The sequence below is a fragment of the Streptomyces nidicola genome (assembly GCF_050106155.1).
GTDB lineage: Bacteria > Actinomycetota > Actinomycetes > Streptomycetales > Streptomycetaceae > Streptomyces.
This window is the reverse complement of the sequence record NZ_JBNBPI010000001.1, coordinates 1-18,255: the sequence shown is the minus strand read 5'-3', so window position 1 is coordinate 18,255 and position 18,255 is coordinate 1. Positions and strand designations below refer to the sequence as shown.

At 70.5% G+C, this 18,255-nt stretch carries 19 protein-coding genes; 14 read left to right on the top strand and 5 right to left on the bottom strand.

The window, feature by feature from the left end:
- Positions 1 to 113: 113 nt before the first annotated feature.
- From ACOKM3_RS00095 to ACOKM3_RS00065, 7 genes are all read left to right on the top strand, one after another.
- Complete coding sequence (locus ACOKM3_RS00095; RefSeq protein WP_426895579.1) at positions 114 to 1,055, top strand: carbohydrate ABC transporter permease; 942 nt, start codon at positions 114 to 116, stop codon at positions 1,053 to 1,055.
- Positions 1,056 to 1,071: 16 nt separating this feature from the next.
- Complete coding sequence (locus ACOKM3_RS00090; protein WP_426895577.1) at positions 1,072 to 1,992, top strand: carbohydrate ABC transporter permease; 921 nt, start codon at positions 1,072 to 1,074, stop codon at positions 1,990 to 1,992.
- A gap of 10 nt (positions 1,993 to 2,002) precedes the next feature.
- Positions 2,003 to 3,343, top strand: a complete 1,341-nt coding sequence (locus tag ACOKM3_RS00085) for an ABC transporter substrate-binding protein (RefSeq protein WP_426895575.1) — start codon at positions 2,003 to 2,005, stop codon at positions 3,341 to 3,343.
- 70 nt (positions 3,344 to 3,413) lie between these two features.
- Positions 3,414 to 4,616, top strand: coding sequence for a Gfo/Idh/MocA family protein (locus tag ACOKM3_RS00080; RefSeq protein WP_426895573.1), 1,203 nt, complete (start codon positions 3,414 to 3,416; stop codon positions 4,614 to 4,616).
- A gap of 292 nt (positions 4,617 to 4,908) precedes the next feature.
- Positions 4,909 to 5,325: an STAS domain-containing protein gene (locus ACOKM3_RS00075; protein ID WP_426895571.1), complete on the top strand. Its 417-nt coding sequence runs from the start codon at positions 4,909 to 4,911 to the stop codon at positions 5,323 to 5,325.
- 52 nt (positions 5,326 to 5,377) lie between these two features.
- Positions 5,378 to 6,481 carry a DUF4037 domain-containing protein gene (locus ACOKM3_RS00070; RefSeq protein ID WP_426895569.1) on the top strand — a complete coding sequence of 368 codons (1,104 nt, stop codon included), beginning with the start codon at positions 5,378 to 5,380 and terminating at the stop codon, positions 6,479 to 6,481.
- Positions 6,482 to 6,596: 115 nt separating this feature from the next.
- Entirely contained in the window at positions 6,597 to 7,049 is a 453-nt protein-coding gene (locus ACOKM3_RS00065; RefSeq protein ID WP_426895567.1) for a hypothetical protein, read from the top strand.
- 53 nt (positions 7,050 to 7,102) lie between these two features.
- Here the strand turns inward: ACOKM3_RS00065 and ACOKM3_RS00060 are convergent, their stop codons facing one another.
- On the bottom strand, positions 7,103 to 7,417 hold the full coding sequence (locus ACOKM3_RS00060; protein ID WP_426895565.1) for a hypothetical protein: 315 nt from the start codon (positions 7,415 to 7,417) through the stop codon (positions 7,103 to 7,105).
- A 122-nt stretch (positions 7,418 to 7,539) separates the two neighbouring features.
- Between ACOKM3_RS00060 and ACOKM3_RS00055 the strand changes: the two genes are divergently transcribed.
- Both ACOKM3_RS00055 and ACOKM3_RS00050 read left to right on the top strand, forming a co-directional pair.
- Positions 7,540 to 8,655: an LmeA family phospholipid-binding protein gene (locus ACOKM3_RS00055; RefSeq protein WP_426895563.1), complete on the top strand. Its 1,116-nt coding sequence runs from the start codon at positions 7,540 to 7,542 to the stop codon at positions 8,653 to 8,655.
- 1,054 nt (positions 8,656 to 9,709) lie between these two features.
- Complete coding sequence (locus tag ACOKM3_RS00050) at positions 9,710 to 10,321, top strand: hypothetical protein (RefSeq protein ID WP_426895562.1); 612 nt, start codon at positions 9,710 to 9,712, stop codon at positions 10,319 to 10,321.
- Between the two features lie 320 nt (positions 10,322 to 10,641).
- On the opposite strand, the gene ACOKM3_RS00045 is transcribed toward ACOKM3_RS00050, so the two are convergent.
- Positions 10,642 to 11,085 (bottom strand): hypothetical protein, encoded by a 444-nt coding sequence (locus ACOKM3_RS00045; protein ID WP_426895560.1) that lies wholly within the window; start codon positions 11,083 to 11,085, stop codon positions 10,642 to 10,644.
- 23 nt (positions 11,086 to 11,108) lie between these two features.
- On the opposite strand from ACOKM3_RS00045, the gene ACOKM3_RS00040 reads away from it, so the two are divergent.
- Positions 11,109 to 11,672, top strand: a complete 564-nt coding sequence (locus ACOKM3_RS00040) for a hypothetical protein (protein WP_426895558.1) — start codon at positions 11,109 to 11,111, stop codon at positions 11,670 to 11,672.
- A 329-nt stretch (positions 11,673 to 12,001) separates the two neighbouring features.
- Here ACOKM3_RS00040 and ACOKM3_RS00035 read toward each other — a convergent pair whose 3' ends face one another.
- Complete coding sequence (locus tag ACOKM3_RS00035; protein ID WP_426895556.1) at positions 12,002 to 12,757, bottom strand: alpha/beta hydrolase family protein; 756 nt, start codon at positions 12,755 to 12,757, stop codon at positions 12,002 to 12,004.
- Between the two features lie 371 nt (positions 12,758 to 13,128).
- Between ACOKM3_RS00035 and ACOKM3_RS00030 the strand changes: the two genes are divergently transcribed.
- Positions 13,129 to 13,260, top strand: coding sequence for a hypothetical protein (locus tag ACOKM3_RS00030; RefSeq protein WP_426895554.1), 132 nt, complete (start codon positions 13,129 to 13,131; stop codon positions 13,258 to 13,260).
- 78 nt (positions 13,261 to 13,338) lie between these two features.
- Here the strand turns inward: ACOKM3_RS00030 and ACOKM3_RS00025 are convergent, their stop codons facing one another.
- Complete coding sequence (locus ACOKM3_RS00025; RefSeq protein WP_426895552.1) at positions 13,339 to 13,521, bottom strand: hypothetical protein; 183 nt, start codon at positions 13,519 to 13,521, stop codon at positions 13,339 to 13,341.
- A gap of 823 nt (positions 13,522 to 14,344) precedes the next feature.
- Between ACOKM3_RS00025 and ACOKM3_RS00020 the strand changes: the two genes are divergently transcribed.
- Positions 14,345 to 14,536 carry a hypothetical protein gene (locus ACOKM3_RS00020; protein WP_426895551.1) on the top strand — a complete coding sequence of 64 codons (192 nt, stop codon included), beginning with the start codon at positions 14,345 to 14,347 and terminating at the stop codon, positions 14,534 to 14,536.
- A gap of 212 nt (positions 14,537 to 14,748) precedes the next feature.
- On the opposite strand, the gene ACOKM3_RS00015 is transcribed toward ACOKM3_RS00020, so the two are convergent.
- Entirely contained in the window at positions 14,749 to 15,402 is a 654-nt protein-coding gene (locus tag ACOKM3_RS00015; RefSeq protein WP_426895549.1) for a class I SAM-dependent methyltransferase, read from the bottom strand.
- Between the two features lie 679 nt (positions 15,403 to 16,081).
- Between ACOKM3_RS00015 and ACOKM3_RS00010 the strand changes: the two genes are divergently transcribed.
- Both ACOKM3_RS00010 and ACOKM3_RS00005 read left to right on the top strand, forming a co-directional pair.
- Positions 16,082 to 16,738: a hypothetical protein gene (locus ACOKM3_RS00010; RefSeq protein ID WP_426895547.1), complete on the top strand. Its 657-nt coding sequence runs from the start codon at positions 16,082 to 16,084 to the stop codon at positions 16,736 to 16,738.
- A 624-nt stretch (positions 16,739 to 17,362) separates the two neighbouring features.
- Positions 17,363 to 18,255, top strand: an 893-nt coding sequence (locus ACOKM3_RS00005) for an acyl-CoA thioester hydrolase/BAAT C-terminal domain-containing protein (RefSeq protein ID WP_426895546.1), incomplete at its 3' end; no start/stop codon positions are given.

The window sequence follows — 18,255 nt, the reverse complement described above, 5'->3', positions numbered from 1 at the left end:
GTCGCGGCAACCCCTTTCAGGTAGTCGCTGCACGCATCTTGACGGCCCGAAAGTTCTGCCACGAAAGTAACCAAGCCGAGGACGAGGCCGAATCCCAGACGAGGGAGTCCCCGATGACTGTCGCCTCCAGCAGCCCGCCGAGACACCTGCCGCTCACCGACAGCGCCCCGCGCGAGAAGCACAAACGCCCCCTCGGGGACGGCGCGATCGCCGCACTCTTCATCGCCCCGGCCCTGTTCGGCTTCGCCGTCTTCCTGCTGTGGCCCACCCTGCGCGGCATCTGGCTGAGCTTCACCCGCTTCAACCTCCTCACACCACCGCAGTGGGTCGGCCTCGCCAACTACGAGCGCATGGTCAACGACCCCATCTTCTGGGACTCGTTGAAGGTCACCGTCGAATACGTCCTCGTCAACATCGGCGTGCAGACGGTGGCCGCGCTCGGCATCGCCGTCCTGCTGCACCGGCTCACCCAGTCCTCCCTCCTGCGCGGCATCGTCCTCACGCCGTATCTGATGTCCAACGTCGTCGCCGGCCTCGTCTGGCTGTGGATGCTCGACACCCAACTCGGCATCGGCAACGAGATCATCGCCGCCGTCGGCCTCGACCGCATCCCGTTCCTCGCCGACGAGACCTGGGCCATCCCCACCATCGCCCTCATCAACGTGTGGCGGCACGTCGGCTACACCGCGCTGCTGCTCTTCGCCGGACTCCAGGCGATACCCCACGACATGTACGAGGCGGCGCGCGTCGACGGCGCGAGCGAATGGCGGATGTTCACCCGCATCACCATGCCGCTGCTCCGCCCCGTCCTCGCGGTCGTCCTCATCATGACCGTCATCGGCTCCTTCCAGGTCTTCGACACCGTCGCCGTGACCACGGCCGGCGGGCCCGCCAACGCCACCAACGTGCTGCAGTACTACATCTACGGCTCGGCGTTCGGCCGCTTCCAGTTCGGCTACGCCTCCGCGATGTCCGTGGCCCTGCTCGTCGTGCTCAGCGTCATCACCATCGTTCAGTACCGGATCACCCGGGCCGGACAGACCGACCTCGGCTGAAGAGAGGAGCACCGACATGGCCACCACCACCGCACCCGCGCGCACCATGCGGCCGGTCCGGCGCCGGCCCTCCCTCGGGCGCTGCGTCGCCTGGACCACGATGGGCGCGATCGTCCTCGTCACCCTGCTGCCGTTCTACTGGGTGCTGCGCACCGCACTCTCCTCCAACCCGGGCATCGCCGCCGACCCGACCTCCGTGCTCCCCGTCGACCCGACGGGCGGCGGCTTCGAGCGCGCCCTCGGACTGCAGTCGACGAAGGAGGCCGTCGCCCAGGGCGGCGCGGGCGGCGGCCTCGACTTCTGGCGCTACCTGCTCAACTCGATCGTCGTCTCGACGCTGATCACCGTCTGCCAGATCCTGTTCTCCGCCATGGCCGCCTACGCGTTCGCACGTCTCGACTGGCGTGGCCGCAATACCGTGTTCGCGCTGTTCCTCGGCGGTCTCATGGTGCCTTCGATCTTCACGCTGCTACCCAACTTCGTGCTCGTGAAGGAACTCGGGCTGATCGACTCGCTGCTCGGGATCGCACTGCCCACGATGTTCATGACCCCGTTCGCCGTCTTCTTCCTCCGCCAGTTCTTCATGAACATCCCGCGCGAGGTCGAGGAGGCCGCGCTCCTGGACGGCGCGGGCCGGATCCGGATCTTCTTCCGGGTGCTGCTCCCCATGGCGTCCACCCCGGTCATCACCCTCGCCGTGCTGACGTACATCACCTCCTGGAACGACTACTTCTGGCCGCTGATGGTGTCGTACAGCGACAGCTCCCGCGTCCTCACCGTCGCCCTCGCGATGTTCCGCGCGCAGACCCCGCAGTCCGGCTTCGACTGGTCCGGGCTCATGGCGGCGACCCTCATCGCGGCGCTCCCGATGCTGCTGCTCTTCGCGGTGTTCGCGCGTCGGATCGTCAGCTCCATCAGCTTCACCGGACTCAAGTAGGAGGCACCGGATGCGATTTCGTACGCTCGTCGCGCTGACCGGAGCACTGGCGCTGACGCTGACCGGGTGCGCGGGCAGCGACCCCGGAGCCCGCTCGTCGAGAACCGTGACGTACTGGCTGTGGGACGCCAACCAACTGCCCGCCTACGAGGCCTGCGCGAAGGACTTCGAGAAGCAACACCGTGGCCTTGACGTGAAGTTCACCCAGATCGGCTGGGAGGACTACTGGACCAAACTCACGGCGAGCTTCATCTCCGGCACCGAGCCGGACGTCTTCACCAACCACATCCAGAAGTTCGGCCAGTTCGCCGACCTGGAGGTGCTCGAACCCCTCGACGGCCTCGGAACCAAGGACACGGACTACCAGCCGGGCCTCGCGGCGAACTGGGTCGCCGAGGACGGCCACCGCTACGGCGCGCCGAAGGACTGGGACACCGTCTCGCTCTTCTACAACAAGAAGATGCTCGACGACGCCGACCTCACCCCGAAGGACCTCGACGGGCTGCGCTGGAACCCCAAGGACGGCGGCACCTTCGAGAAGGCCATCGCCCATCTCACCGTCGACAGAAACGGCAAGCGCGGCGACGAACCCGGCTTCGACAAGCACAAGGTCAAGACCTACGGCCTCGCCACCAACGGGGCAGGGGACGGCGACGGCCAGACCCAATGGAGCCCGTTCACCGGCTCCGCCGGCTGGTCCTACACGGACAAGAAGCGGTGGGGCGAGGAGTACCGCTACGGCGACAAGACCTTCCAGTCCGTCATCGACTGGTACTTCGGCCTCGCGAGAAAGGGCTACATGGCGCCCTTCACCGACTGGAACGCCGGACTCAACCAGTCCAACGCCCAGTTCGCCGCGGGCCGCGCCGCCACCGCCTTCGACGGCGCCTGGATGCTCTCCACCTACGCCGGGTTCAAGGGCATCGACTTCGGCACCGTCCGCAACCCCACAGGACCCACCGGCAAGCGCGCCACCATGATGAACGGCCTCGCCGACTCCGTCACCAAGGGCGCCCGCAACAAGGCGGGCGCCGAGAAATGGGTCGCGTACATGGCCTCCGACGCCTGCCAGAAGACGGTCGGCCGGTACGGGATCGTCTTCCCCGCGACACCGTCGGGGACGGACACCGCCGTCGCCGCCTACAAGAAGAAGGGCATCGACACCTCGGCCTTCACCACCCCGGTCGACGACCGCGAGCAGTACCGCACCTTCCCCTTCCCGATCACCAACTACGCCGCCGACGTGTACGGCCTCATGCACCCCGCCATGCAGGACGTCTTCGGCAACGGGGCGCCCGCGAGCCGCCTCGACGAGACCAACGACCAGATCAACCTCCTGCTCGACCAGTGACCACACACCGAACACACAGCACGAATCGACACACAGCGACCACGCAGCACGTAGCGAAAGGCATGCGCACATGACGTTCACCCTCGGCATCGTCGGCGCCGGACAGTTCGCCGGCGGTTTCGCCAAGTTGTTCCTCGCCCACCCGGGCGTCGACGCCGTCCACGTCACCGACCTGCTGCCGGAGCGGGCGGAGCAACTGGCCGCGAAAGAGGGACTCGCGGGAACCTTCCCCTCGTACGAGGCGATGCTGGAGTCCCGCGACATCGACGCCGTCGCCATCTTCACGCAACGCTGGACCCACGGCCCGCTCGTCCTGCAAGGCCTCGAAGCCGGCAAGCACGTCTACTCGGCCGTCCCGATGGCGATCACACGGGACGAGATCGCCGCGATCATCGACGCGGTCCGCCGCACCGGACTCACCTACATGATGGGCGAGACCAGCGAGTACAACCCCGCCACCGTGCACGCCCGCAACCAGATCGCCGACGGCGCCTTCGGACGGCTCTTCTACGCGGAGGGCGACTACGTCCACGACATGGACCTCGGCTTCTACGAGGCGTACCAGTACAGCGGCGGCGAACGCTGGAAGGAGACCGCCAGCTATCCGCCCCTGCTCTACCCGACACACGCCGTCGGCGGCGTGCTCGGCGCGTGGCGCACCCACGCGGTCAGTGTGTCCGCGATCGGTGTGAAGGACGAGCGCGGCGACGGTGTCTTCGACACCGAGGTCAGCCAGTTCGGCAACGACATCTCCAACGCCACCGCGCTCTTCGAGGTCGCCGGCGGCGGCTCGTTCCGTACGAACGAGTTCCGGCGGGTCGGCTACCCCTCGCACATCAGGGAGTCACGCTTCCGGTTCTTCGGAACGGACGCCAGCATGGAGCAGCTCGCCACGGTCAGCTTCTGGCAGGACAAGAAGGGCGTGCAGGACATCACCGAACTCCTCGAACCCAAGCCCTCCCTCAGCCCGGACGACCCGTCGCTCGAGAAGATCGCCCCCGCCCTGCGCGCCGCGTTCACCTCGGGCTCGGCCCCCGTCCACGACCGCTCCCGCCTGCCCCGCGTCTACGACGACATGCCCAACGGCCACGAGGGCAGCCACCACTTCCTGGTCGACGACTTCGTCACCGCGGTCAACACCCGCACCCTGCCGTCGGTGAACGCATGGGTGGCCGCGCGTTACACACTGCCGGGCATCGTCGCCCACGACTCGGCGCGCCAGGGCGGGGCCCGCCTGGAAATCCCGGACTTCGGGGACGCGCCGGAGGCCTGAGCGGGACCTGCCAGGGGGTAGAGCCTGCCGTTCGGATCCGGCCACACGAAGCCACCACCGGGCTCCACATTGGTCACGCCCGGCTCCACATTGGTCACACCGGGCGCCGCGCTGCACACGCGCCGGCCGAGCGCATCGCCCCGACCGCCCTGACCTGGGCATGATGGCCCGGTGTGCCGGGGGAGTCGCGCAGGGTCGGTCTTCGGCATGCGTGGAGTGGCAGGGAGGGGGTAGGCGCGCCGCCGGAGGCGCTGCGCGTGAGAGGGGCGCCTCGGCGGCTGAAGGGACGGTTATGGGGCAGGCTCGGGTTCGGTTTCCTGTGCGCTGGGAGGACGGAGGTGTCCTGGTCGTGCAGGTCGTGGGCCGGTTCGATGCCGATGCCGCGGCGGAGCTGGGCGCACTGATGGGGCGCCTGGACGCCACGGGTCAGTCCGGTCTGGTGGTGGACTTCCAGGACGCCGAACACTGTGGGGCCGAGGGGGCGCGGCAGTTCGTCGAGGCTGGCCTGGAGATGGTGGCGGGCGGCGGCGCGCTGGCCGTCGTGGCGGACGCCGCCGAGCAGGCCGTGCTGCGCGCCGCGGGGGCGGACCGCCTGCCCCTCGGGGTGCACGACGATGTCGCCGCCGCCCTCGAAGAGGTCTCGGACCGGTCGACGGACACACTGGGGGACCGGGACGCCGGCGCGGGATCGGGCTCCGCACTGCGATAGCAGCCCGGCCCGTACAGCACCGGGACGCAGGGACGTACCGCACAGTGGTGCCATGACGAACTCCGACGCCCGGTTCCTCCCCGGCCTCGAACTGTCCAGGGCCCTGTACGAAGAGGCCGTACGGCCGATCCTGCGGGAGGCGTTCCCCGGCCTGCGCCACGCGGCCGCCCGCATCGGCGGTGGATCCGAGGTACTCGGCTTCGACACACCACGGTCCGCGGACCACGAGTGGGGCCCGCGGCTGGAACTCTTCCTGACGCCCGAGGACCGGGCCGAACACGGCGCACGTATCCACGACGTCCTGGCGCGGCGGCTGCCGAAGCACGTACGGGGCTGGCCCACACACTTCCAGGAGAGCGGTGACCCGCTGGACCCGGTCGGCCGCATGCGGGCCACCGACGGCCCGGTCAACCACCGCGTCGACATCCACACCGTGGACGAGTGGGCCGCCGGACGCCTCGGGCTGCACGCGGCCGACGCGGAACTGAGCGTGAGCGAATGGCTGGCCATGCCCCAGCAGCGCCTCGCCGAGACCACCGGCGGCACGGTGTTCCACGACGAGCCGGGCACCCTCACCGCCCTGCGCCGCACCTTGGCGTGGTACCCGGAACAGGTGTGGCGGTACGTGCTGGCCTGCCAGTGGCAGCGCATCTCCCAGGAGGAGGCGTTCGTGGGCCGCTGCGCGGAGAGCGGCGACGACATCGGGTCAGCCGTGGTGGCGGGCCGCCTCGTGCGCGACCTGATGCGCCTGTGCCTGCTCCTGGACCGGCGCTACGTCCCGTACAGCAAGTGGCTCGGCAGCGCCTTCGGTCGACTCCCGGCGGCGGACTCCCTCACCCCGTCACTGCGCGGCGCGCTCACGGCGCCGGAGCACCCCACCCGGGAACGGCACTTGTGCGACGCCTACGAAGCCGTGGCCACGCTGCAGAACGCGACCGGACTGACCGCCCCACTGGATCCGACCCGACGCCCCTACCACTCCCGCCCCTTCCTGGTGCTGCACGCCGACCGCTTCGCCCAGGCACTGGCCCGCACCCTCACACACCCGGCTCTGCGCGAACTGCCGCTGGTGGGCGGCGTGGACCAGTGGTCGGACAGCACCGACCTGCTCCACCAACCCCGGGCCGTGCGCGCCGCGTTGCACGCGATCCAGTAAGCCGACCGGTGTGCGCCGGGTGGTCCGGAACCAGCCCAGGACCGGCGTGAACTGGTCCTGACGGAGCCGGGGGCCACCGGGCACCATGGTCCGGTGGTCGGACGGGAGGGCCGTCGTGAGCGCGAGGGTGCGTGACGTGGTGCGGGACGTCGTCGCCGAGGTGGCGCCGGACGAGGTCCTGCTGCTGGACCGACTGGCGCCCCTGGACGAGGGACGCGTAACGCGCCTCTTCGAGCGGGGGGTTCGAGCGCACCAGGACCTGCTCGACTGCGATCACGTCGATGTGACCGCGCCGGTCACCCCGGTGGTGTGGCTGGCACTCGACGAGGCGGCCCGCCGTACCGCGTGCCGGGCCGCCGACCGCCGCACACCACTGCTGCACCACCTGTTCCGCCGCACGCCCCGGCCACCTCCCGCGATCCGGTCCCTCACCGCGTCCCAACTCGACGCCGTACGCCACCTGGTACGCGACCGTGCCCGCTCGGCGCGACTCGGGGAGGACGCGGCGGCGACGCTCGCGGACGCGGTGACCTGCCGGCTGTCCCTGGAGCTGACGGACGCGGGCTGACGCGGCCGGCTCGTGGTGAAAACCCGCGTCCAAAGGTGCTGAAGCGTCCGGAATCAGGACCGGGTGAGGGTGTAGGAGAGCTGGTAATTGGCGCCATCCATACCGAAGTTGAGGATGCCGCTGCCCTCCTCCGTCAGCGTGTGCGAGCCCAGGAGGTCACTGCTGTCACCCGGGAGGCCATCGGCTTCGTGGAGCGTGATGGTGACCTCGTCGTCGAAGGCGTGGTACTCGTCGATGGCGTACTTCTGGCCCCCGCGCATGTTCGGCAGCAGGATGTTCTGGCCGTTCACCGTGAGCCTGGGGTCGTCATGCCCGACCCAGTCCTCGGTCTCGATGCACTTCAGCGTCTTCAGGTGAAGGTTGGCCATGCTGCTGCTCCCCGTTCCTACGGTCGGTCTTGCGTCGGCTGGTCGGCCGTACCCCCGCAGGTAAGCATCGTGAACTGCGGGTCTTCTCGCCGGTGCGCGGGGTCGATACGCAATCTTCACGGATGCGGCACGGGTCGTGGGGCCGGGAGTTGGGTGCGGGCGCGGTCGTGTGTTCGTATGTGGCGGTGATTGAGAACGGCCCTCCCGAAGACCCCACGGCACACATCCCCGAACAGGCGGCTGCCCCGGGCGACTACGACGCCCCCTTGGACCGCAAGACCCGCAAGTCCCGCCGACGTGCGGCGCGCAAGGTGCTGCGCTCTCCCGCTCGTACGACGGCCAAGGTCACGGCGACCCTCCTCGTCGTGCTCGCATTCCTCGCGCTGGGGGACCGCTGGGCAGTGCTCTACGCGGAGAACATGGCAGCCAAGAAGGCGCAGGAGGGGCTGAAGCTGCACGCCGAACCCGAGGTGCACATCAACAGCTTCCCCTTCCTGGGCCAGGTCGCCCTGGGCAACATCGACAACGTGGAGGTCAACGTGCCCCACGTGCCCGCGGGTCCGGTCTCGGTCGCGCAGGTGAAGGGGTCGGTCGACGACATCCGCATCGTCGGCAGCCTCTCGTCTTCCGTGAAGGGCGCCGTCCTGAGCAGGGTCCGCGGCGACGTGTTTCTGTCCTTCGACGACCTCAACCGTGAAGTCGGCGTGTCCCGGGTGAGGTTGGCGCCCGGCAGGCAGCCCAACACGGTGCAGGCCAAGGGGGGCCTCCCGATGGCCGGCAAGAAGGCCGAGATCCGTGGCCGCGCACACCTGGAGCGGACCGGCGGCCGGGGTCTGGCGCTGTCCGTGGAAGACACCAGGATCGTGATCCCGGGTCTGCTCACCTACACCCCCGGCAAGGGCGGCGGCCTCCAACTGACCGCACCCACCATCAACAAGATGGACGAACGCGAAACCGAACAGGCCACGGGCCGACCGCTCGTGCCGGGCCGACTCATGAAGGGCGGCGCCCTGGACGCGCTGGCCGATCACCCCGCGCTGCTCGAGCCCGCCGGCATCGACCCGTCGCTGATCGAGGGCCTGCGGAAGCTGCGGGAGCCGAAGGTCGCCCAGAAGATGGAGTTCTCGGCACAGCTCCCCAAGAACATGCCCGGCGACCTGCGCCTGCAGGACATCACGGTCACGACCGAGGGTATCCGCGCCCAACTCTCGGGCAGGGACGTGCGGTTGGGTACGTGATGCGTACGGTCGTCGGGCGGTCTGTGGCTGCGACCCGGTCATGCTCGCGTAGGGGCCGCGATGGGACAGCGGGGGCCGGGCGTGCAGTGCGGCCCCGGCATCGTCCACCGTGCCGACGGTGATGAGGTGGTCCCGCCCGGCGGGAGCGTGGGCTTTCGGTGTCCGGTTGGGTCGGTTGTTTCGCAGCGTCAGGGGGGGGCGGGCCTGGGGTGTGTCTCGGCTGCCTGCGCCGCCGGCGTCCTCGGCGGCGCTCAACTCGGCAGCAAGTGCGGCGGCCTGCCCGGTCTGTGGGCCATGGGGCGGGGGCTCGGGCCCCGCTGGAGTGTGGAGCGTGGTGAGGAGGGTTGGAGAGTGGATGTCGGAAGCACGGCTGCGTTACCCCGACGGGTTTGCGTGGTCTCGGATGGTGGAGCCGCGGTGGCGGAACCTGTTCGTGGTCCCGGTCTGTAGCACGGAGGTTGCCGGGGGAACGCTGGCGGTGTGACACGATCCGGCCTCCGTGCGGCAGCGGCAGCGCAGCGGGCGCCCGGCGAGCGCTCGCGGCCAGGGCTGCTGACCGGGGGGGATTCCTGGAGTCAGGACTGTCTGGGCTCGGGAACGCCCGCCACGCCTCGCGGGCGGCCGACGGGCATTCCCGACCGGCTGTTGAGCCCTGAGGGTGGGGGACCTGGACCGGTGTCCGCGGAGGCGAGGCCTGGCTGATCCGTGAGCTGCTCCGTATGGCGGGTGTGGGGGAGGTGTGGGCTGGGGCGGCGGCGTTGGTCCAGGTGGCGGTCGCCAGGGGGGTGTTGGCCGGCTGCCGTTTGTCGGGCGAGGGTGGTGAGCGGCTCGGGTTGTGGCAGTGGGTCCGTCGTTGCGGGGGGCTGTTGCGGGTCGGGGGTGTCCTCGTTCGGTTGTATCTGTGACACGCCCGGGGGTCCTAGGAAGGTGTGAGGTCGGGGGTTGTTTGTTGGGCTGTTTGGATGCAGCTGTACGTGTTATTCCGATTGCGTACGGTATGCACCTCTCGCAGGGTTGCGGTGAGTACTACTCGTCAACCGCGAAAAGGTAGATCATGCGTATTTCCCGGAAAGCCGGTCTGGTTGCTTCCACTGCGCTGTGCGGTGCCCTCGCCTTCGGTGTGGCCGGGCCGGCGTTCTCTGCTGTCACGGACTCGCCGGCCCGTAGTGCGTCCGCCGCTCCGGTGCCGGGCGCGGATGCGCTGGCCAAGCAGAATGCGGCACTGTCGGGTGCGGGCGCCGTCCTGCAGCCCGTGACCGGTCTCGTCGCGGGAGTACTCAAGGCCCCCGACGGCAAGCTGCCCAAGGACGAGGCCACCAAGCACGCGGCCGACGTCAAGAAGGCGCTGGACGGCCTCACGGCCGACGCGAAGGCCGCGTCCGGCAAGGCGGGTGTACCGGGCGCCCGCGCGCAGGCCCCCGGCGCCGACCTCGTCGTTAAGGCCGCGGCGGACCTGCAGACCAAGGTGGACGCCCTCGTGAAGGCCTCCGCCGCGGGCGACGCAAAGGCGACCGCCGCCGCCTTGCAGGCGACGCTGACCGGGACGGTCAACGTGGTGGTCGCGATCGTGCTCGGCGGCGACCTGCCGGCGCCCGACCTGAAGGGCCTGCCGAAGCTGCCGACGCTGCCGGGTGTGTCCCCGGCCGAGACGCTGCCGTCGCTGTAGGCGTCTGAGGCAGTTCGAGGTAGGGGGAGGGGCCGGCCTGTTCGGGGCCGGCCCCTCCCTTTTTGCGCGTCACCCGAAACGGTCCGCTCATCGATACCCGAGAGAGCGCACCGGTATGGGCTGCCGGACCATGACGGTGATGGCACACGACTTCAAGCGGTTGTGGCCCAACTCCCCGCCCCCGGGCGGCTCGACGCCGCATGCCGTTTCTGCCCCAGGGCGACCACACGTTCCGCTGCAGCCGTACTTGGTGGCCACCTGGCAGCAGCTAAGGGCGGCATGCTGGCGTGCCTAGTTCCATGTCCGGCCGGGCTCGCCACCTACTGGTCGTCGCTGTCGTCCTGGTCCGTGAGGAATCCGCGCATCGGCGAGGGCGCCTCGGAAAGTACCTCACCCACGCTGAGCGGCAGGTCCACCGGGGCGGGCTCGGGTGCCGGGAGAATGGGCAGGCGCTTGACCAGCACTCCCTGGTCTGCGTGCACGTCGGTCTTGAGGTTGCCGTACCCGCGCAGGACCGCGGCGATGGCCTGATGCATGGTGCGGCGGCCGTCCCGGTGCAGGAGGGCCGCCGGCCCCTCGACGATGGCCTCACGCTGCTCGGTGGCTGCCGTCTCGCGCAGGGTGCGGGAGGTGAACCACTCCACGAACACGGCGCCGTCCTCCGCGTCGGTGATGACGACGCCATGGGCGCGGTCGCGCTCGCTGGTATCCGATCCCGGCAGGCCGATGCTGGCCAGGGCGTGACGCCCGGACCGTTTACTCACTGCCCGACGGAGCTCAGTTCCAGATGACCGCCACCCCGTCGCCCAGCGACCCCGGCCTGCTCTCCCGCCACGAACTCACCGTCGTCGCCGACTACTCCACCCTGCTGATCCAGGACGACGACGCCGACCTGGGCGAACCCGAACCCACCTGGTTCGACGCACTGGTGGAGAACTGGATCAACACGGCGCCCGGCGTCGTCGGAATCGGAGCCGCACGCCCCTTCGACGTTCCCGTCACTGTCGATGTGCGCCGCACACCCCCGGCCGACGACACGGAACTACAACAAGCCGACCACGTCACACAGGCCAGCCTCGCGCTCCCCTCAGGACGCCTGCTCATCTCCATGCAGGACACCCGCGACAAGATTCCCCGCATCCCCCTGGCCCCCGGAAACTACGCCGTGCGTATCTACTCCCATGGACTGGACACCGTCTCCGAAGACGGCCGGGAAGGCGAGGACCGCTACCACGTGGCGCTCTGGCCCACCGACGAGGACCACCCGGCCCAGGTCCTCAAGCGCTACCCCGAACCCCTTCCCGGCGGCTGGTTCGGATCACCGGGCGGGCCAAAGGGAAGACGCCCATGAACGGGCAGAGCACGGCCCTTCTCCCCGCTGATGGGTGGCGAAGCCGCGCTACTGCCCCAGAAGGCTGGTGTGCCGCCCGGTGGTGCCGTGCTGCGTGTGTGCCTGGCGGCCCCCCCCGGGGGCGTCCTGGCCTGCTGTGCCGCATCCGGTGGCTGTGTCGCATCCGGTGGCGGGGGCGGGTTGGGCCGGGACCGAAACGACGGTGCACCGCGTGCGGTTCGGTTCACGTCACACGGCAGCGGATGCCCGACTGCTCGAGGGCCGATCGGCGCGCTGGGCGGGCGGTCACGTACCGGCCCCGGCTCGGGGCGGGGGGGGGCTCTGGCTGTTCAGGGTTGGGGTTGGTCGAGGTATTGGTCGGCCCAGGCGCTGATGATGTGTGCGGCGCGCTGTGCCTGCCCGCGTGCGGTCAGGAGGTGGTCGGCGCCTTCGAGGGAGATGAAGCTGCGGGGGTGGCGGGCTTCCTGGAAGATTTCGGCGGCGTTGTCGATGTCGACGGTGGAGTCGGTGGGGGAGTGCGTGACCAGCAGGGGAAGGTTCAGTTCACCGATTCGGTCGCGCAGGTGGGCTTTGCGGACGTCTTCGACGAAGGCGCGTTTGAGGACGAGGGTGCGTCCGCCGACGAACCATTGGTGGGAGCCGTCGCTGAGGACGCGGTCGAGGACGGTGTCGTACTGCCGCTCGACGTGGCTGGGGTCGACGGGTGCGGCGATCGTGGCCAGGGCCCGCAGCCCGGGGATGTCGCGGGCGGCGGCGAGGGCGGCGGCGCCGCCCCAGGAGTGCCCCACCAGCAGATCCACGGGAGTCCCGCGTTCGGCCATGAAGGCCGCGGCGCGGATGGTGTCCTGGACTTTGACGGTGAAGGAGCCGTCGCCCCAGTCGCCGTCGGAGTCGCCGATGCCGAGGTTGTCGAAGCGGAGTGTGCCGATGCCCTCGCGGGCCAGTTGTTTGCTGACGCGGGAGGCGGCGGGGGAGTCCTTGCCGAGGGTGAAGCCGTGTGCGAAGAGTCCCCAGCCGCGGATCTCGCCCTCGGGCAGGTCGATCACTCCGGCGAGTTCGGGGCCGACGACGCTGGGGAATTTCACTTTTTCTTTCACTGTGGTGCTCACCTTGGCAGGAACCGGTCGGGGGCGGGTGGACGCGCGTGGCACCGGCCGGTGCCGCCGCGGGCCGGTGAGCAGCATGCCATGTACGGATCATCATGTTCGACGGGCCGGGGTCCGCTCGGAGCGGGCCCCGGCCGTCTCCGCCGGCGTGCACCGGCCGGCCCTGGGGCTTGGCTGGAGGCGGCCCCTGCTGTGTCTCGCTGTGTCTGCTCACGGATGGTGTGACGCGGGGGAGTGCGGGGGGCGCCGGTGGGGCAGCGGGCAGACCGGGGCCTGTCTCGTCGCACGTGCCCGGGCCTGGCCTTCCTCGTCAATGCCGGGGGCGGCGTCGAGGAGCGGAGCGGAAGGTTTTGCTGTCCGCGCCGGGCCGCGGCCCGGGCGGCGTGGGCCCCGGCGTGAACGTCATGTACGGCCGGGGCATGACGGACTCGCCCTCCATGCCCTACGACGGCTGGAAGATGTTCTACCGGCCCTGCCTGTGACACCCCGCTGCCAGCACCCCACCCCACCGTGCGTGCGGGCAGGGCCGTGACGGCGCCGGGCTCCGCGTGGTCGTGGTGCTATCGGGCGAGTGGTACGCCCCCGCCGAGCAGCGCGTCGACGATCGACGTCGCCGCTTCCAGGCCGGCCTGCTCTTTGGGCGTCAGTTCCTGGGGGTTGTCGTCGGCTGCCGCCATACCGGCGCCGCCGAGGACGGCGCAGGCCGCCAGCAGGGTGGACATGAACAGGGCGCGGATACGCATGGAGTTCTCCCGTCTCTGCTCGCCCCGTGTCTCCGGTCCGATGACGGGGGGAGGGGGCGGGGCGGGCACGTCGCCGATCTGTGGCTTTGGCACGGTCATTGAACCGGGGCGGCCCGGCGCGGTCGGTGACGACACGGCCGGGGCGCCGTCAGAACCCCACGGCCGGGGGCTGCGCGGCTTCCGGGTACGGGCCCGTGAGCGCAAGCCGCGAGCTCTCGGCCCCTCCACGCTCGCCCCGGGCGGAAGCTGAGCAGGCGTGGTCCGCAGCATGCGGATCGACGGCAGAGCGGACCAGGCTGACTTTTGCCCTCTCTGGCGCGGCCGACGGCATGGCGCGGCGGACCTTGGGGCAGGCTCGCGGGGAGGCCGGCGTCGAGTCGGAACGGCACGGTTCGGGCAGGGAGCCGTCCGGTGGATTGCCCGCCTGGGCCGGTGTGAGACCCGTTGTGAGACCCGTAACGAACTTCCATGATCAATTTCCGCCGTGCCCGGCCCGCCGCCTGGCGTCCCCCCCCCGGACACGTCGACAGCCGGGGGCCCATTCGAGCGGAGCACGGCAGATGTACCCGTTCGCCCTGGGAGGCGTCCACTACGGCGGCGGGCCGGTCTCGGACCGGGTGGGGACACCGCTGCTCGTCCTGGTGGCCGGTGGCTTGCGTCCGGGTGCTCTGGCCGCGCAGGTGAGTCCCCTGGCATACGGGCGCGGGAGCGGGAGAATCCTCGGTGGCGCTGCTCCCTGACCGGCTGGAGATGCCGCTCCTGATCGTGTTCCTCGTCGCGACGGCCGTGGGGTGGATCGCGGGCATCCGCACCCTGGGCCGCGGTGCGGCGCGACCGGCGCCTCGGCCGCACCGGCACCCGCCTGAGCCGGTTCCTGCTCACCCGTACCGGCCTGGTGGCCGTCTTCGTCGTGCTGGCGCTGTGCGCGGCGCTCGTCCTCGCGGTCGGCGGCGACGACTGTCCCTCGACGGATTTCGCCGGGAAGTGCCGTATGCCCCGCCGCATGAACTGGTAGCCGCACCGGCTTGATCCGTGGGCGGGGGTACACGGGACGGTATCCAGGAGCCCACGGCGGAGGTCCAGGTGGCACAGGGCGGCCCGCAGAAGAAGAAACATCGCTGGTCACGGGCTTGCAGTGGCACCCGGGCGCAGGGGCGCGTTGCCGCTACGCCGGGGCGGCCGGCCCGTTGGCGGATCCGCTCGTCCTCCTCGGAAGGCGAGGCCCCGTCAGCGCCTTTCGGGCTTCCGTGCCAGGAGGCAGGCGTGCGGCCTGCTCACGCGTTTGGCGGGCTCCTGTTCCAGTCTCGCGGTGACGGCGAGTCCGGCCTGCTCGAGCAGGCCGGCCATGGTCTCCAGGGGCAGGAGGTAGGACGCGTAGGACACCGGGTGGCCGTAGCCGTGGGTCGGCCGCAGCCGTTCATCGCCGACGTAGTCTCCCCAGAGCAGGTGGCCGCCGGGTGCGAGCGTGCGGTGGAACTCGGCGAACACCGCCGGCAGCCACTGCGGGGGCGTGTGGTGGGTGGAGTACCAGGCCAGGATGCCGCCGAGGTTGCCGTCCTGCGTCTCCAGCGCGGTCATCGAGCCCTCGGTGAACCGCAGTTCCGGGTAGGCGCGTCTGGCCAGTGCGACCATCTTCGGCGACAGGTCGACGCCGAAGGCGGGCACCCCCAGCCCGGCCAGGTGCGCCGTCACACGGCCGGGGCCGCACCCCAGGTCCGCGACCGGCCCCAGGCCGGCGGTCCGCACGAGTTCGGCGAACCCGGCCAGCATCGCGCGGGACAGCGGGTCCATCGCGGCCGGCGGAGGCACACGTTGGACGTAATCGGCGGCGACCGTGTCGTAGGAGGCGCGGACGGCGGTCAGGTAGGAGAGTTCAGCCACGCGGGCGACCCTAGAGCAGGCAACTGACAGGCCGTGCCACGCCCTTCGTCCGACCTGCGCAACACCCACCACTGTCGCCCCCCCAGCCGCCACCCCACCCCGGTGACCGTTCCCGGCCACGGCACGGTGGTCACCCCTAGCGGCCGCCGTCATGCCCCCTCCGGAAATCCCGGCGCCACGGCATCCCGCCCGCTGAGAAGCTGCGCGTGACACACCAGAGCCGCCCGCTGCCACCGGCACCGGCGGCAACGGGGCCGCGGCGCGCACCCGCGCACCCGGTTCGAGGGCCGTCTCGCCCCCCGCCCACTCAACGCCCCGGCAGCCAGGATCAGCAGCCGAGCAGACGCACCCCTGTGCCGCATCACCGAACGGTCCCGGACCCGCAGGCACGGCAGGCGCGGCAGGCGCGGCGCCGGCGGCGGCCCGGGACTCCCGGCCGGGGCGAAGGTCCCGCCCCAGCCGGGCAGTTGCTCCCTATCTGTGCCTTTTCAAGGCGCTGTCACATGTCTGTGATGTTGTGTGCGGAATGCCTTGATGTGTGCCGCCTAGCTTCATGAGTACGCGGTCCCCACGACGCGTTCGACTCAGCCAACCCGCTCGACCTGCTCGACTCGTTCGACTTGTCCGACTCATGGAAAGGGGCCGGCGCATGCAGACCTCTCGTATTCTCCGCACGTCTGTGGCATCCGCCGTTCTCGGCCTCGGCGCCGTGACCGCCGTCGCCGCCACCGCCGAAGCCGCTCCGGCCTCCACCGGGCCCGCGGCCACCGCCACCGCCACTGCCTCCGCCGCCCAGCACACTGCCGCGGCGGGCCGTACCCAGACCCTGCCGCTCAGCGACGGCAGCACCGCGCACGTCACCCAGCTGCCCAACGGCAGCTACCAGGCCTGGATCACGCACAAGGGTGTGCGGATCGCGGCGCTGGACTTGGCGCACAAGACCCAGCGCGTGCACGGCTACACATACGTACTCAACCAGGCGAACGGCTTCGTCGGCGTGGTGCACCCCGGCGGCTGGCACAGCGAGCAGAACGTGCCCCAGCACCCGGCGAAGAAGCACACGCACCACAAGCACAACGACCACAAGAACAAGCACCACAAGAACAAGCACCACCAGAAGAAGCACCACACGAACCAGACCGGCAAGACCCGTGACATACGGCTCGCGGACGGCGCCACCGCCCACGTCACCAAGCTGCCCAACGGCACCTACCAGGCCTGGATCACCCGGCACGGCGTGCGTATCGCCGCCCTGGACGCCGGTCACAGCACGGCCCGCGCCCACGGCCACCACTACACGCTGAACGCCCACACCGGAGCCGTCCACCTGCGCTGACACTCCCGCAGCCCCCCCCGCCCCACCCCCGGCCCCGGCCCCTGCCCCCTTGCTCTGTGCGGCCGCAGGGGGCAGGGGTGAGGCGGTGGCAGGCCGGACATGGATCCCGAGCCGGGCCGTTCGCGGGAGAGGATGCGCAGACACCCGTGCGCTGCGGCCGGCCCACGGCACACGCACCACCCGGTCCACGTGCATCGACCGCGCAGCGCTCGACCCGCTCGTTGCGCGCTCGCCTCGCCGGGCGACTCGCTTAACGCCGCCTGGGAGTAGAGAACAGGGGAAACGGCGCCGCGACTGCGGGGTGCCACCGCTCCCACAGCCTGGGTGTCCTGCCGGCCGGGATCCCGCCCTCCCCTCTACGGCTGCCGGGGATGGGGAAGCCGGCCGGGACGGCGTTCCGCGGCTCCACCCAGGAGACTCCGACTGGCCCCATTCCGCGGATTCTTGGTGCAGATCAGGTGACTTGAGAGGGCCCCGGAGGGCAGAGCCCTGTGGGACACAGGATGGATGCTGCCGGCGGATATGCGGGGCGAGTTCGGCCGGCCTGGGAGGAGCAGCACAGCCGAGGGGGCTGCGCCGGCAGACTGGGGCGGACCGACCGGGGGAGGGGGGCATGTGGAGGTCATGGAGCGCGAACTGACCGATCCCTGGGAGGGTGTTCTGGTCGCTCCCGCCTGCGGCAGTGGTATCGGCGTTGTGGTGCTGGCGGGTTCCAGCGGGCGTATCGAACGGGAGAGAGCGCGCCTCCTCGCCCGGCAGGGCCTGACGGCCTTGTCGATCCGCTGGTTCGGCGGGCCGGGCCAGTCCCCGGGAATCTGCGAGATCCCCCTGGAGACCTTCACCGACGCCGTCGGCTTCCTCCGGGCGCACGGGGCAGCACGCATCGGCATCCTGGGCAGCTCCAAGGGGGCCGAGGCGGCTCTGCTCACGGCCGTGCACGATCCGCGCGTGGACGCGGTCATCGCGCTGTCGCCCACGTCGCGCGTCTGGTGCAACGTCGGACCGGGGCGCGACGGAGCGCAGCGCCCCTACCGGTCGTCCTGGACCTGGCGGGAACAGGCGCTGCCGTTCGTCCCGCTGGATGATTCCTGGACTCCCGCAGGGCCGGGCAGCGGGCCGGCCGCCATCCGCGGGTGGTACGAGCGCAGCGAGCTGACGTTCGCTCACCTGCTTCCTCCGGCGGAGATCGCCGTGGACCAGGCCCGGGCCGATCTCCTGCTGGTCGCGGGCGGAGACGACGCGATGTGGCCGTCCCTTCCCTTCGCCGAACAACTGGCCGCGCGCCGGCGCTCGGATGGGACCACCGTGCGTGTGATCGCCCGCCACGATGCCGGCCATCGCCCGCGGCTTCCTGGTGAGAGTGCCGCGCCGGCATCCCCGCAGTACCTGTACGGAGGTACGCCCGAAGCCGACGCGGCCTTGGGAGCGGCCGCCTGGCCCCACATCCTCAACTCACTCCGCGGCGGGGGACTGACCCCAGGTCCATCGCGTCCACTTCATCCCGTTGTGCTTGTTCG